The 15,041-nt window shown below is 40.7% G+C and carries 16 protein-coding genes; 4 read left to right on the forward strand and 12 right to left on the reverse strand.

All coding sequences use genetic code 11. From position 1 onward, the window contains the following. Positions 1 to 50 precede the first annotated feature (50 nt). The 3 genes from rpmG to HMPREF9444_RS05080 form a co-directional block, all read right to left on the reverse strand. On the reverse strand, positions 51 to 221 hold the full coding sequence (gene rpmG / locus HMPREF9444_RS05070; RefSeq protein ID WP_009143306.1) for a 50S ribosomal protein L33: 171 nt from the start codon (positions 219 to 221) through the stop codon (positions 51 to 53). 11 nt (positions 222 to 232) lie between these two features. Continuing rightward, on the reverse strand, positions 233 to 469 hold the full coding sequence (rpmB, locus tag HMPREF9444_RS05075; protein WP_009143307.1) for a 50S ribosomal protein L28: 237 nt from the start codon (positions 467 to 469) through the stop codon (positions 233 to 235). 288 nt (positions 470 to 757) lie between these two features. Beyond that, entirely contained in the window at positions 758 to 1,711 is a 954-nt protein-coding gene (locus tag HMPREF9444_RS05080) for a helix-turn-helix domain-containing protein (protein WP_009143308.1), read from the reverse strand. A gap of 145 nt (positions 1,712 to 1,856) precedes the next feature. Here HMPREF9444_RS05080 and HMPREF9444_RS05085 point away from each other — a divergent pair, with 145 nt between their 5' ends. Further along, positions 1,857 to 2,075 (forward strand): cation transporter, encoded by a 219-nt coding sequence (locus HMPREF9444_RS05085; protein ID WP_009143309.1) that lies wholly within the window; start codon positions 1,857 to 1,859, stop codon positions 2,073 to 2,075. A gap of 58 nt (positions 2,076 to 2,133) precedes the next feature. Next, complete coding sequence (locus HMPREF9444_RS05090) at positions 2,134 to 4,017, forward strand: heavy metal translocating P-type ATPase (RefSeq protein ID WP_009143310.1); 1,884 nt, start codon at positions 2,134 to 2,136, stop codon at positions 4,015 to 4,017. A gap of 248 nt (positions 4,018 to 4,265) precedes the next feature. Here the strand turns inward: HMPREF9444_RS05090 and HMPREF9444_RS05095 are convergent, their stop codons facing one another. The 7 genes from HMPREF9444_RS05095 to HMPREF9444_RS05125 form a co-directional block, all read right to left on the reverse strand. After that, on the reverse strand, positions 4,266 to 5,093 hold the full coding sequence (locus HMPREF9444_RS05095) for a PhnE/PtxC family ABC transporter permease (RefSeq protein ID WP_009143311.1): 828 nt from the start codon (positions 5,091 to 5,093) through the stop codon (positions 4,266 to 4,268). Further along, positions 5,090 to 5,890 (reverse strand): phosphonate ABC transporter, permease protein PhnE, encoded by an 801-nt coding sequence (gene phnE, locus HMPREF9444_RS05100; RefSeq protein ID WP_009143312.1) that lies wholly within the window; start codon positions 5,888 to 5,890, stop codon positions 5,090 to 5,092. The genes HMPREF9444_RS05095 and phnE overlap by 4 nt, the downstream gene beginning before the upstream one ends. Continuing rightward, complete coding sequence (gene phnC / locus HMPREF9444_RS05105; RefSeq protein WP_009143313.1) at positions 5,880 to 6,665, reverse strand: phosphonate ABC transporter ATP-binding protein; 786 nt, start codon at positions 6,663 to 6,665, stop codon at positions 5,880 to 5,882. The genes phnE and phnC overlap by 11 nt, the downstream gene beginning before the upstream one ends. 21 nt (positions 6,666 to 6,686) lie before the next feature. Next, positions 6,687 to 7,592: a phosphate/phosphite/phosphonate ABC transporter substrate-binding protein gene (locus HMPREF9444_RS05110; RefSeq protein ID WP_009143314.1), complete on the reverse strand. Its 906-nt coding sequence runs from the start codon at positions 7,590 to 7,592 to the stop codon at positions 6,687 to 6,689. A 16-nt stretch (positions 7,593 to 7,608) separates the two neighbouring features. Continuing rightward, positions 7,609 to 8,739: a phosphonoacetaldehyde reductase gene (locus HMPREF9444_RS05115; RefSeq protein WP_009143315.1), complete on the reverse strand. Its 1,131-nt coding sequence runs from the start codon at positions 8,737 to 8,739 to the stop codon at positions 7,609 to 7,611. 14 nt (positions 8,740 to 8,753) lie between these two features. Further along, positions 8,754 to 9,551, reverse strand: coding sequence for a phosphonoacetaldehyde hydrolase (gene phnX / locus HMPREF9444_RS05120; protein ID WP_009143316.1), 798 nt, complete (start codon positions 9,549 to 9,551; stop codon positions 8,754 to 8,756). A 373-nt stretch (positions 9,552 to 9,924) separates the two neighbouring features. Continuing rightward, positions 9,925 to 10,677, reverse strand: coding sequence for a DeoR/GlpR family DNA-binding transcription regulator (locus HMPREF9444_RS05125; protein ID WP_009143317.1), 753 nt, complete (start codon positions 10,675 to 10,677; stop codon positions 9,925 to 9,927). 475 nt (positions 10,678 to 11,152) lie between these two features. On the opposite strand from HMPREF9444_RS05125, the gene coaBC reads away from it, so the two are divergent. Both coaBC and dut read left to right on the forward strand, forming a co-directional pair. Next, positions 11,153 to 12,445: a bifunctional phosphopantothenoylcysteine decarboxylase/phosphopantothenate--cysteine ligase CoaBC gene (gene coaBC / locus HMPREF9444_RS05130; RefSeq protein ID WP_009143319.1), complete on the forward strand. Its 1,293-nt coding sequence runs from the start codon at positions 11,153 to 11,155 to the stop codon at positions 12,443 to 12,445. A gap of 9 nt (positions 12,446 to 12,454) precedes the next feature. Continuing rightward, positions 12,455 to 12,913 carry a dUTP diphosphatase gene (gene dut / locus HMPREF9444_RS05135; RefSeq protein ID WP_009143320.1) on the forward strand — a complete coding sequence of 153 codons (459 nt, stop codon included), beginning with the start codon at positions 12,455 to 12,457 and terminating at the stop codon, positions 12,911 to 12,913. Between the two features lie 50 nt (positions 12,914 to 12,963). Here the strand turns inward: dut and HMPREF9444_RS05140 are convergent, their stop codons facing one another. Together HMPREF9444_RS05140 and rpoN are read right to left on the reverse strand one after the other, a co-directional pair. Continuing rightward, positions 12,964 to 13,485, reverse strand: a complete 522-nt coding sequence (locus HMPREF9444_RS05140; RefSeq protein ID WP_198002760.1) for a GrpB family protein — start codon at positions 13,483 to 13,485, stop codon at positions 12,964 to 12,966. Positions 13,486 to 13,547: 62 nt separating this feature from the next. Further along, complete coding sequence (rpoN, locus tag HMPREF9444_RS05145) at positions 13,548 to 14,993, reverse strand: RNA polymerase factor sigma-54 (protein WP_009143322.1); 1,446 nt, start codon at positions 14,991 to 14,993, stop codon at positions 13,548 to 13,550. Positions 14,994 to 15,041: the final 48 nt, after the last annotated feature.

Consider the following 15,041-nt stretch of genomic DNA (forward strand, 5'->3'; position numbering starts at 1 on the left):
ACAAAACCCCGCAGTTTAACGTGCAGGGTCTTATGTTAAAACAAGAAAAATTACTTAATCTTGCCTTCTTTGTACAGGACGTGCTTACGAACTACCGGATCGTATTTCATCATCTCCATTTTGCCCGGAGTGGTGCGACGATTCTTGGTAGTGGTATAGAAGTGACCGGTACCTGCAGAAGAATTCAAACGGATCTTTTCGCGACCGCCTTTCTTAGCCATGATAGTCTCCTTTAAACTCTAACGCCGTTTGCACGCATATCGGCAAGAACGGAATCGATACCTTTCTTATCAATAGTGCGCATGGCTTTGGTGGTAACACGCAATCTTACGAAGCGGCCTTCACTCTCAACCCAGAAACGGTGGTACTTAAGATTAGGAAGAAAACGACGTTTAGCCGCATTCTTAGCGTGGGAACGATGGTTACCCACAGCCGGGCGCTTGCCCGTTACTTGGCAAACTCTGGACATGTCTCTCACACTCCAAAAAACGATACAGGGCCACAGCACCTGAAGCTGTAACCGAAAAATTTGTTTTATTTATTTAGTTGCGCTGATAAATGCGCAAAACCCTATGATCGGAACGATCTCTATTTTGCGCTGCGTCAACTCAAAAAGCTGAACATGCCTTGTCATCATGCTCGCAAAATTCGTGGTTTGCAGATTATAGACTAAAATCGCATAAAAAGATCATTAACTTTGAAATTTTACAGATCTTTTTTACCGTTTTCCAAGAAAAACGTTGTTTCATGCGTCATTTTAATCTTCACAAAAGATTTTTTTGATCCTTTTTCTATATTCAAAAGGACCGATTCCCTGCCTCTGTTTAAAAGCACTGCTGAATTTTCCCTGGTTCTTATATCCTAACCTATGTGCAATTTCCCCAATCGAAAGGGAAGTGTCCGAAAGAAGATCGGCAGCTCTGTTCATCCTTATTTCTTTTACAAAATCATCTACGGTTTGCCCGATTATATCCTTAAAAGATTCCTGCAAAGTCGTCGGATTTATACCGAAGATTTCAGACAAATCGGCTATGGTGTAACGTTTTTGCAAATCTTTTTTAAGAAAATCTGCGATTTTTCTTATTTTTTCAGTTTTTATTTGGCTATTGAGCCTAAGCTTACAATGTTTAAAGCGATCAAAGGCTCCCAAATAAATTAATAGGCTATAACAACTAAGCTTAAAAAGAGGTTTTACGCATTGCAGATTGACATCTTGTAAATTGCTAAAAATTCCGGTTATAAAAGCCTCTGCAGCAAATGACTGTGAATACTCCTTCAAGCAAAAATTTTTCACTATGCCATCAAATGAAAAATCCGTATCTGTTTTTGGTATACACACAGGATCAATAAGCTGTAAATCAAAGCTTACGCTTATCCCGGAATAAAAACCCAACGGAAGTTTTACCCTTGACTGTGCACAACTGTCGCCATTACGGATCATAAAATCATTTTCACCGGCAAAAATAGTATCCCCGTTTTGCATGGTCCATTCGATACGCCCTTTTTTACAAAAATCAACTATAAGCGTATAAGGACGGTGTTTATGAGAAAACGAAAACGTCTCCCCTTTAAGATTGAAAAATGCCACCTCAATACCGGCATCGACGCTGACTGTTGAAAAACTCTCTTGTCCGTTGCCTGATGTCTTAAGCGAGGCATAAACAGATCCTTCGATCTTTCCTTTACTTTCTTTTAAAACATAACCGGCCATTCAATTTTGCTCCGAAAAAGGACTCTTTTATCCGTTTATAAGCTTTTTATTCAGTTGACACATTTTTGTCCTGGTATTTATACAATATATATAAAGATTGAGAAATTGCTCAACTGTTCAAAAATTTAATTTTGGAGAAAACATCATGAAAAAAACTTACAAAATAGATGTCGACTGCGCCAATTGCGCCAACAACATGGAAGCTGCCGCCAAAAAAGTTTCCGGTGTAAAAGACTGTACCGTCAACTTTATGGCTTTAAAAATGATTGTTGAATTTGAGGACGGAGCTAACGTTAAAAACGTTATGCAGGATGTCCGCAGCGCCTGCAAAAAGGTCGAAGACGACTGCGAGGTTTTCCTTTAATACCCAGACAGCCTCTTAGACAAGAGGCTTATTTACATAAAAGGCGGGAGCAAATCACATGTCCAAAAAACAAAAAATAATGTTATGGCGCATCCTAATTTCTATAGCCATGCTGATCGCTTTAGGATTTTCAACGGTTCAGGGCTATCTGAAATTTGCTCTTTATATGGTTGTATACCTAATCATCGGCTATGACATTTTGCTAAAAGCCCTAAAGGGTATAAAAAACCGTCAAATGTTTGACGAAAGCTTTTTGATGACAATAGCAACCGTAGGCGCTATAGCCCTCGGCTTATATAAAAGCGGCGACTATACCGAGGCCGTGGCAGTAATGCTTTTTTATCAAATCGGTGAATGGTTTCAAAGCTATGCCGTGGGTAAAAGCAGGCGCAACATCAGTGAGCTGATGGACATCCGCCCAGACTATGCCAACTTAGAGCAAAACGGAAAAATTACTAAAGTGGATCCTGATGAAGTAGGAATCGGAAGCGTCATTGTCATTAATCCCGGCGAAAAAGTTCCTATTGACGGTATTCTGGTTCAGGGTTCAAGCAGCCTTAATACTGCAGCTTTGACCGGAGAAAGCTTGCCGCGCGACGTTTCAGCAGGCGATGAAATAGTCAGCGGATCGATTAATCTTACGGGAGTCATCAGAATTCAGACAACTAAAGACTTCGGAGAATCCACCGTTTCAAAAATTTTAGACTTGGTGGAAAATGCCAGTTCAAGAAAATCAAAGTCAGAAGACTTCATCTCAAAATTTGCCCGTATCTATACTCCGGTTGTATGTATTGCGGCATTGATTTTGGCAATTGTTCCTCCTCTTGCACGCATGCTGGTTTTAAACCTTGAGCCGATGTTTGACGACTGGATCTACCGGGCTCTTACCTTCCTCGTAATAAGTTGTCCCTGCGCACTGGTAATAAGCATTCCTTTGTCCTTCTTTGCCGGAATCGGCGGTTCAAGCCGCGAGGGAATATTGATTAAGGGCTCAAATTACATGGAAACACTGTCAAAAACCAAATATGTGGTTTTTGACAAAACCGGCACCTTAACCCAAGGCGTATTTGAGGTAAACGGTGTTCATCACTCAAAGTTGGAACCCCAAAAAGTCATTGAGCTTGCAGCTGCAGCCGAGTGTTCTTCATCCCATCCTATAAGCAAGAGTCTGCAAAAAGCTTACGGTAAATTAATAGATCGCAAACATGTCGGCAACATTACCGAATTAAGCGGCAAAGGCATTATCGCCGAAGTTGACGGACATAATGTTGCAGTCGGCAACGCAAAACTCATGGATCATGTCGGAGTTGTTGCCATTCCCTGCCATCAGGTAGGAACCATCGTCCATGTTGCAATTGACAATGAATATGCCGGACATATCATCATCTCGGACATAATAAAACCCCACGCCAAAGAAGCAGTCTCAGAATTAAAGCGTGCGGGCGTTGAAAAGACGGTTATGCTCACGGGGGATGCCAAAGCAGTGGCCAATCAGGTAGCTTCGACTCTCGGCATTGACGAGGTCTACAGTGAGCTGCTGCCTGAAGGCAAAGTACAAAAAGTTGAAGATCTCATCAGTAGAAAGCCTGAAAAAGCCAAACTTGCTTTTGTCGGCGACGGAATCAACGACGCTCCGGTACTGTCCCGCGCTGATATCGGTATCGCTATGGGTGCAATGGGCTCCGACGCGGCAATCGAAGCTGCAGACGTCGTGCTCATGGATGACGATCCGAGCAAAATTGCCAAAGCAATTAAAATCTCCCGCAAATGCCTTAGCATCGTATATCAGAATATCGTATTTGCCATCGGAATTAAGGTTGCCTGCCTAATTTTAGGTGCTGTAGGTATCGCCAATATGTGGTTTGCCATCTTTGCCGATGTCGGTGTCATGATCCTTGCGGTGTTAAACGCAATAAGAGCCCTCTTTGTTAAAAAGCTCTAGTTATATGTGCAATAGTCGGCAGACCTGTTATACAGGTCTGCTTTATTATATAAAACTTTTTACATTCTCTTAAAAGACCTATTCGTTCTCTTCCACAACAAAAATGATTTTAAAGAGTCTAAAAAACATAAATATTTTCAAAAAACGAGATTTTTGAAAATATCCCTATCTTTTTATTTACCAATTTGACAAAAAAACACCCGACAGCCTAAACCGTCAGGTGCAAATAACGAAAACACTGGAGTTTTTTAGTTAAACTTTTTCTTGATTCTTACGAACATACGCTCAATGCAGTAGGCAACGATGAAAACAAGAGTAATTGCCACACCGGCAGTACCGTAATCGTAACCTTGCAAACTGGTAGAAATCACAAAACCTACACCGCCGGCGCCGACCATTCCTAAAATCGTGCACTCGGAGAAATTAACCTCAAGACGCATGCCGCACCATGCGACAATCTGTGACAAGGCTGCAGGCAATACCGCATTAAAGAACACATTTACGCGAGTCGTTCCCGTAGCTTCCAATGCCTCCAAGGTCTCCTCCGGGATGCTTTCAAAACTCTGGGCAAAAGACTTAGTAAAAAAAGCCGTAGTATGTACGCAAAGACCGGCAACACCGGCTTCTGGCCCCATACCTAAACATACGAGCATTAAAAGAACCCAAATAGGAGTAGGAACCGCTCTTAAAAAAGAGAAAAACGACTGCACGAAAACCGACAGAGCATTAATCTTAAACACGTTGCGTGCGGCAAACATGCCAAAAAAGATGCCTAACACCATGCTGTACAGCAATGAAAGGACCGCAATACAGATGGTATCAAGCAGTGAGGTTAAGATTAAATCGATTTTTGAAAAATCATAATGCCCTAAATTCCAGAAAATCGTTCCGATATCCGGGATCCTCGAGAAAATCTTAGGCCAATTGATATCAAGATAAAAAAGGCTGGCTAACGCAAGAAACAAAACCGACCATAAAAACACGGGAATAGCTTTGTTTCTGTCTTTACATTTTACCGGAATCTTTTGGGGCCTTTGCTGTTTTGCAAAAACGTCATTCATAACTATTTCACTCATTTTAAAAGCTCCCTGCGCAACTTGCCGGTTAACTGATCAACCAAAATCACCATCACTGCAATCATTAAAATAATGCTAAAGGCAATGTCATAATGGAAAGTCTTAATATAGGAAAACAAAGTAAGGCCGACTCCGCCGCCGCCCACCATACCGACAATGGTAGAGGCACGGATATTGACTTCAATGCAATATAAAAACCATGCGATAAAACCGCTTAAGCATGAAGGCAAAATCGCCTGACTTACACGCTGAAAGAAAGTAGCCCCGACTGCTTCAAGACTTTCTACACAGTCATTTGATACATCTTCCATAGTTTCGACAAATGCCCTGACCATAAACGCAAAGCTTGTAATGCATAAAGCGATAAAGCCTACGCCGGTACCGATGCCTAATGAAGAAAACAGAATAAAAGCCCATACTAAAGTAGGGATGTTTCTTAAAAAGGTTGCAAAACCGCGTACAAACTTAGCTGTTTTCGGGAAAGGCGAAATCTTTTCACTGCCGAATAATGCAGTGATAAAAGCAAGAACCGCGGCAATAGTCGTCGACGCCATTGCAAGAGCCAGAGTTACTAAGACGCTTTCCATAACATCAGGCAGACGATTCATTTTCGGCAGCTTAGGCGGGAAAAAATCTTCGCTTATAAACTTCCAAATCGAGTCGCCGTTTGCAAACAAGGTGAAAACATTAAACTTAGTAACAAACGTACTGATGCAAAATACTATTACCGTTGCAATTAAAAATCCCGTATAAAGTTTTTTGAGATCTTGCGGGATTAGCGGGATCTTATGATGCATTTTGGGTATTTCCTATCATTAGATTTTCACGGGAGGTTCCGTAAATCTTTTCAATCATGGCGGCATTTAAATTTTCAGGACTGTCGTTAAACATAATTTGACCTTTAGACAATCCGATAATGCGAGTTGAGTAATTAACCGCAACATCCAGTTGGTGAAGATTTACAAGACATGCTATATTGCGTTTTGCCGTCATGGATTTAAGCAAATCCATAATGGTTTTAGCGCTTGACGGATCAAGAGAGGCTATGGGTTCATCACACAAAAGGATCTTAGGATTTTGCATAATAGCCCTTGCAATACCGACACGCTGTTTTTGTCCTCCGGAAAGATCGGCTGCCCGGTTATAAGCAAAATCTTTAAGCCCTAGTTCATTTAAAAGATTTAAAGCCTCAATCTTATCTTCTTCCTTATAGCGACCTAAAATACCGTTTAAACCGCTCATATAGCCAAGTCGTCCGTGCAAAACATTCTGTAAAACCGATAAGCTGTAAACTAAATTGTAGTTTTGAAAAATCATTCCCACCTTACGGCGCTGATTACGCAGATCTTTACCTTTTTGCTTTGAGATCTCCTCGTCATCAAGAATGATTTTTCCTTCAGAAATCGTGATTAATTGATTGACGGCGCGCAGAAGAGTTGATTTACCGGAGCCCGACGGTCCGATAATTGAGACAAACTCTCCTTCTTTAATCTCAAATGACACGTTTTTAAGAGCATGTACGCCATTTGAGTAAATTTTGCTTACGCCGTCAAATTTCAATATTGTTTTCATTTTTACATGCCCGTTTTGTTATTAAAGTTCGTTGATAATCTTGTTAAGTTCAATGATCGGCGCGTAATCAGCCATACTGCAAGGAACAAAGCGGGAATGCGGCAGCTTAATAACGTCGGTAAAATACTGCTCGTTATCATATGAGGTTAAAAATTGCTGCAGCTTGGCACGTGTATCGGCATCAACATGCTCGGCTACAACCATGCACTCTGCCGGAATTGCCGCAGATTCGTGAACGATGCGCACGGCATCTTTGGGAGCATTTCCGTGCTCGATTTCAGAAGCCAAAATCTGATCGGAAATCGGTGCAATGTCGACATCACCCTTGACAATAGCCTGCAAACCGGCCTGATGAGATCCGGAGAAGCTTACGGCTTCAAAGAAATCACCGTTTGCGTGAAGTTCTTCTGAAGTAAGCTTTTCTGCAGGGAATGCCTTAATAATCTCGGCAGTAGGAACCAGATTACCGGAAGTCGACCCCGGATCAACAAATGCTATGGTCTTGCCCTTAAAATCCTGTATGGAGTTAATATCTTTGTTAGCGCTGTTAACAATAAAAACTGAATGGTAAATAGCTTTAGCTTTATCGCCGTCAGCAGCTTTCATCACGATAGGCTCCATCTTGCTGCGGGTAACGCCTAGAGCCAAAGCCTGCGACCCCATGTATGCCATATCAGCTTTTCCGGTACGTAATGCTTCAACAATGGCGTTATAGTCAGTTGACTGAATTTCTTCAACTTCACAGCCTAAAAAAGCACCCAAATCTTTAGCCAAACCGTTTCTGGCATCTGCACTTTGAGTAGTAGATTCATTCGGAGCGTAAGCAATGGTAAATACTCCGTCATCTTCACCTGCCGCTGCCTGACCGATACCGGCTAACATTGCCGCGCCGCAGATTGCAGCAGTGATTTTATTTAAAAATTTCATCTTTCTTTTCCTCTTATCAGTAGATGGATTCAAGTATTGAAGCTATATTTTCATTAGTTAATAAAACCGGATTGTTATCAGCTCGACCCTTGGTAATGCAAAGAGGGACCAAAGCCTCGATATCCGATTTGTCAGCGCCCCATTGGGACAAGGTGCTTTTAATCGATGCTCGCGTCAAAAGCCCGTTAATACGTGCTTTAAACTCATCGGCATCTTTAACTCCCAACGCTGCAAGCAAAGACTTGGGATCTTCAATTTGCGGCAAGTTAAGCGTAAACACGGGAGCCAGCAGCATGCTTACCGCCACCCCGTGCGGAATGTGATAATGCATGGTTAAAGGATAGGAAATTGAGTGGCAGGCGGTTGTCTTGGTATTGCTGAAGGCAAGCCCTGCAAGCATGCTGCCTTTTGACATTGCATCATGGGCTGCAAAATCTTCGCTGAACAAGCCGTCGATATGCAGCATAATTTCACGGATGGCGCTTAAGGCAAGTGCTTTTGAAACACAGTTTGACGCTTTTGCCCAATAACTTTCTACAGCGTGGGCTACGGCATCAAGTGCTGAAGAAACCGCAAGTGCTAAAGGTAAAGTTGAAGACAAATCAGGATCGATTAATGCCGCGTAAGCATAGTTCTCTTTGCTTTCAACCGAGCGCTTTACTTCTATTTCAGGATCCCAAATCGTTGCCCAGCAGGTAACCTCACTGCCGGTGCCTGCGGTTGTAGGTATGCCGATCCACGGCATTTTATTTTCCGTAAAGCGCTTATCAATGATTGCCGTACGCAGCTCATCAATGTTTGAAATATCAAGATCATGCAAACAACATAAAGATTTGGCCACATCCAGAACCGATCCGCCGCCGATACCCACCACGGCTCCCAAATTAAGCTTACGGGTATGATCATATACTCCGTATAAATCCTGAACGGAAGGATTTGAGGCGGTAAAAACCACAGGATGAACCTTATAACCGTCCTGCTTATTTAAAAGATCTTTAATTATTTCATGTTCAAGAACGCACTCGGACCAAACAATAAGCAGCACATCCGATCCTTTATCTGCAACAAGCGACTGCAGAAGGTCGGGTAATTTTGCAAGGCACCCTTTTCCCTGACAGATTTTCACCGGATTGAAATAATGATTCATTGCCTATCCTGCCTTTACTTAGTCTCGTTGAGCTTGTTGATAAGCTCTGGAAGATCGCTTATTGAATCAAGTACGTAATCAGCACCCGCCTCAAGATATTTTTTGGTAGCCAATTCTTTTTTAGCTTTAAGATCGGAATAAGACATCGATTCGTATTCGGCTTCGGACAATCCGAGCAGGTTTGAGCCCTTAAGCACGCCGACACTGACAGCTCCCGCATTGACGCCCTCTAAAATATCGACGACGGTATCCCCTACTTTTACGACCGAACGGGGAGGATATACATTTAATTGACGCATGCATTCAAAAAGCATGAAAGGAGAAGGACGACCGTATCCTCCGGTTTTATCCGGGGTAACGACGCAATCAGGGCTATAGCCTAACTGCTTTGCGGCGGGAATTACTTTTTCCATCATCTGGGAGTTGTACCCGGTGGTAGATCCGATTTTTATTCCCATAGTTCTTAAAGCGATAACTGTCTGTAACACTCCGTCAATAGGCTTGCTGTAATCTGCTACGATTTCATATAAGGTAGCCTCAAATTCTTCATATAACCTTTGAATGTCCTTCTCGTCGGACTCTCTGCCGTAATGCTTAAACCATTGCTGTTTTGCTGAATTTAAAGACAATAAAGATCTGATATGAGCTTTTTTCTCCATACCCATCGGACCGTTAATCTCATCTAAAGTAAGATTAATGCCGTTTTTTGAAAAAACGATATCAAAAACTTTACTGGGGGCGCTTGAACCGTAATCAACCGTAGTTCCGGCCCAATCAAAAACCACTGCAGATATTTTGTTTTGAGAAGACATGTTGTTTTCCTTTATATATTTTGCTTTATTTTGCTTTGTTGTGTGCAGTATATTAAAGAGAAAACAGCATAAACAATCATGAATTGGTTAAAAATTTATTAAATCCGTGTTAAGAGATTTATTTATTTGAAAAATAGATAAATTTATATATAAAAACAGTAAAAATATTTTTTGCATTAAGAAAATTACGAACATTATTTATATAAATAAACAGCAAATAATTAAATTTATATGCTGCATTTTGCAGTTTTGTGTACTAAAAACGAAAAATCAAACACGGGCAACAAAAACTTACCGCTGCTAAAATAAAAGAGAGAATCTAATGTTTGTCAATAAATTTTAATAAAACAGTCTCAACGATAATTTTATACGCTTATTTAACGTTTAACCCTTCTTTAATAAATGTTTCCAAATGTTTAGCCTGCGAGTCGGTAATAAGAATATCCACGTCATCAAGCGCCAGAACTTTTCGTTTTGAAATCTTGTTGAACTTGCTTGAATCCATTACCGCAATTACTCTTTTAGAGTTTTTAGCCAATAACTTGATAATCGGGATCTCGTTTAAACGAAAATCAGTAAAGCCGTCTAAAGCATTAACCGCGTTAATCGACAAAAAAGCAATATCAGGAATGTATTCGTCAAACTCTCGTACACATTGGGCTCCGTATGAAGAACGCTCAAGTCCGTCCACATCTCCGCCTATGGAAATAAGCTTAATCAAAGGGTTCTGCATCAAGATGGTAAGAGCCGCATAGTTGTTGGTGACAACGGTAAACCGCTTGTTTAAACCGGCAAGCTCTTGAGCCAGAACAGTATTCGTCGTCCCGGAATTTATTGCAACAATATCCCCTTCTTTTATATAGGCAAGAGCTTTTCTGCTTGCTTCACGCTTTAACTGGGCGTTGACGATTTCCCTACCGGTAAAATTGGAAAAAGAGAGCATTGAATCAGGAAGGCACGCCCCGCCTCTTACATATTTTATTAACCCTTCCTGCTCAAGCGCCTTCAAATCTCTTCTTATAGTATCAACCGAGACCTGCAGTGTCTTGCTTAAATCCGCAACCTTTACCGACTTGCCTAGCTGTAATTCCTGAAGAATAAACTCAACGCGCTTTGTGTATAACATTAAAAATTTCTCTTTTAACTAACTTTAGTTCATTGTATCCCATAGCTATTCCCGATCATAACAATATCGGTCAATCTAAGATCTTATAGTCTTAATCCACCGCACAATTTTACGTATCATCCCTTCTTTTTCATCTAAAGAGTTAATTTGTTGAACACCGCTTTACGGCAGTGTCGTACTAATGTACAAAAACAAAATCTTGAGTATATTTTCCACGTCCCCAACAATATTCACGACTTGCTCCTTAAACTTTTTTCAAATGTAATTCATTAATCTTTTTCGTTTTTTGTTACAAGAATATTTTTATCATGTAAAAAAAGGCTATTGAAAAGATAAAAATAATAACCACGTTCAACTTATCGGAAACGTTTTTACGCTGAATATTGCAGCATTGCATATTCAGTCTCTAACGCTCCTAAAATTACACTTATAATTAAAAAAGATAATAAGATAAAAATAAAAAGGAGATGCCAAGATGGGAATGCAATTACAAAACCGTAAAATAATTCTCGGAATCACCGGAGGAATTGCAGCCTATAAAAGCTGTGAACTTGCTCGCCTTCTAATCAAGCAAGGAGCTGATGTCCATGTTGTGATGACAGATGCGGCTTCAAAACTCGTCTCAAAAACCACTCTTGAAGCATTAACCGGACATGAAGTTGCCTCTGAAATTTTCTCAGATGCTAAAAACATTGATCATATTTCACTCGGTGCTGACGCAGATCTAATCTTAACCGCGCCCTGCACGGCAAACACTATCGCCAAATTCGCAGCCGGCATGGCTGACAACATGCTAACTGCCGTAACTCTTGCCGCTCCGTGCATTAAAATCATCGCACCGGCCATGAACTCGCGTATGTACTTAAATCAGGCGACCCAGGACAACATTGCGCTTTTAAGAAAACGCGGTTTTTATGTAATTGAACCTGCAACAGGAGAGCTTGCCTGCGGAGAAATCGCCACGGGAAGGATGCGTGAGCCGTCTGAAATCTGTGCTATCGTCTGCGCCATTCTAAACAATCAGATCCTTACTTTCTCCGAGGAAACGTTATTGCCTCCCCCTAACGCTCCTCTTGAACTTACCCAAACCAAGTTACTGCCAAAAGCCGTAGGCGCAGGTAAGAAGGTTCTTATCACCGCAGGTCCTACCGAAGAGCCAATCGATCCGGTACGCGTACTAACTAACAGAAGCTCAGGCAAAATGGGATATGCTTTAGCTGCCGCAGCAGCTGCCCGCGGAGCTGAGGTAACCTTGGTTTCAGGTCCGGTTTCACTTAAAGTCCCTGACGGCGTAAAAGCAATTAAGGTAAAAACCGCGCAGGATATGTTCCTTGCAGTAACCGAGCATGCCAAAGACAATGACATAGTCATAGGCTGTGCAGCCGTATCCGATTACCGTGTCGAAAAAGTATCGGATCAAAAAATTAAAAAGCAGGACGGCATTGATGAACTTACGTTAAAACTTGTCAAAAATCCTGACATTATCGCCACGGTAGGACATATGGAACATAAACGCCCATTTACCGTAGGATTTGCCGCAGAAACAAACAATATAGAACATTATGCCAAAGATAAAATCGTTAAAAAGAACCTTGATCTTATTGTTCTCAATGACGTTTCAAAGCAGGATATCGGTTTTAACAGCGATTTCAATGCAGTTACCGTTTTTGATAAAGAGGGTAAGGTTGCCGCATTCCCTAAGATGACAAAGGAGGTTTTATCCGGAGTTCTTATGGATCTTATTTTTGAAATGAACAAAAAAGCTTAAGGAAACAGCATGGATCTTGATATCGAGTTAAAGATTTTAGATAAACGCTTAGGTACAGATTTTCCGCTGCCTGACTATGCGACGAGCGGAGCTGCCGGAATGGATTTAAGAGCCATGGTAGAAAAAGATACCGTCTTAAATTCCGGGGAAACCCGCCTCATTCCGGCGGGATTTTCCATGCACATTGCGGATAAAAATGTCTGTGCGACTATTTTCCCGCGCTCAGGACTTGGCACCAAGCACGGCATTGTCCTTGGAAACCTTACCGGTCTTATCGACTCTGATTATCAAGGTCCGATTTTAGTACCGCTGTGGAATCGCTCTTCATCCCCTTTTGTCATTGAAGTCGGTATGCGTATTGCGCAAATGGTCTTTTTACCCGTGATTCACGCCAAATTCAAAGTTTGTCAGGAATTCAGCCAAACTGAAGAGCGGGGAGACAAAGGATTCGGTTCAACAGGTGTATAAAAAATCTTTTAGTAAAAGCACCGAAAATTATCCCAATATGAAGCCGTTTCTTACGTATTCTCAGCGTGAATTCGGCTTTGTCTCCAGCCTTTTGCTTTTAACAACAGCTCATCAATTATTTTCTTTTTTCCCTGCGTATATCTTTTACGATCATTTGAAAAGCGTAAAGCTAAAATGCGTTTGCTTTTATCATAAAAGTCGGCGGACTCTTTGCTGGAATTAAGAAAATCACGAAAATTAATGTAATCGTTCCATTCTTTTCCTTGCCACTTAACTACATGAATATGATGAGTTCTCGTATCTTGTAAAAAATCCCCGAGAACAAACAAAATCTGACCTTTTACATCCTCCCCGCGATAAATGATACCGTGCCGGGCAAGAGCTTCTCTTTGCAAAAGAATATCCGCAACATTCCCAACTCCCACAGCGATATCAATAATCGGTTTAGCGCAAATATTTAAAATCGCGGTACTGCCTACATGCTGAATATCAATCGCGCTATTTCCCAAAATTTCTTTTAGCTTTTTTATTACACCAGCAGCATCCTTATGCCAATCAGTCTGATGGGGCACAAGTTTTACCTGTCCTCTTTTTAACCCGAGTATATATGTGTTACTAACCTTTTCTTTCATTGTTAAAAAATACTTTTTCTTTCACTTGCAGGAGCAATTCTCAATTTTTCCCGGTATTTAGCAACCGTTCTTCTTGCAATACTTATTCCTTCTTTTTCAAGCAGCATTACAATCTTGCTGTCAGATAACGGCTTTCTTTTATCCTCATTTTTTATCAGATTTTCAATCAGAGCTAGAACCGCAGTTCCGGATTTTTCTTTTTCATCAGTTTTACCGCCGATATTTTTAATCTTTACGGCAAAAAAGGACTTTAAAGGAAAAGTCCCCAAAGGAGTCAAAACATATTTTTGAGAAATAGCCCTGGATACGGTAGATTCATGAACGCCAAGCGCTAAAGCGCATTCTTTTAAAGTAAGGGGGATTAAGGCGTTTTTTCCTGACAATAAAAAGTTTTCTTGTCTTTTAAAAATAAATTGTCCCAAATTTAAAAGCGTTTCATAACGCCTGCTTAATCCTGAAATGATAAATTTTGCTTCTTCAAAATTGTCTTTAAAAAATCTTATATCTTTAGGATCTTTTGCTTGCCTGCGAAGTTTTAGGCATTTCTTATTTATAAAAACTTTAGGCAATTTGTCGGTATTAAGCTCTACTTTAAAGCCTAAGTTTCCCCTTTGCACGATAAGATCGGGAATAACATCAAGCTCTTGCGATTTTGCTATCTGAATATAAGGACGCGGCTTTAAGGAAGCCAACTTTGTCAGAGCTTTTTTTAAAGTCTCATCATCACACTTAATATTATTTTTAAGCCCCTTAAAATCGTGTCTTATGACGAGATCTTCATACTGTTCAAGCATCATAATACATAAAGAATTTAAAGGAGAAGACGACTCATCTTTAAGCTGCAGCAACAAAAATTCCTTTACATTTCTTGATCCCACGCCGCGCGGATCAAAATGCTGAATAAGCTTTAAAACGCTTAAAACCTCATCTTCCGTACAAGACAGCTTAAAAGCGATATCTTCAGGTCTTGTTTGCAAAAAACCGTCATCGTCAATACCATCAATAAGCCATTCCCCTATTTCTTTATCTTTTACTGAAAGTGACGCTAAATTAAGCTCAAATAAAAGTGAATCATGAAGGCTTTGAGCTTTAGCGTCATTTTCAAAAAACGGATCTACTGCTGAGCTTTTTAAAATAAAATCGGATTGACTTAAACGACCGTTGCTTTCAAGCTTAGTGTTTTCATCCGGCGTTATTTCCACAGGATGGGAAGAAATATCATTGTCGTAAAGATCGTATGCATTATTTAAATCTTCAAATGAAGCCAAATTCTCATCGTTTTGCTTGACGTCTAAAAAAGGATTGCGTTCTGCTACTTCATTTAATGCTTGATTCAACTCCACGGCAGATAACTGTAAAAGCTTTAAGGATTGCTGTTGCCTCAAAGCTAAAACATGGCTTTGCTTTTGACTTAAAGAAAACTCAAGACTGTTATCTGTTTTTATCATAATTTACCGCTGCTACTTATTATCAGGATGAAGCAAGCATAATTTGTC

It is taken from the genome of Succinatimonas hippei YIT 12066 (assembly GCF_000188195.1).
Classification (GTDB): domain Bacteria; phylum Pseudomonadota; class Gammaproteobacteria; order Enterobacterales; family Succinivibrionaceae; genus Succinatimonas; species Succinatimonas hippei.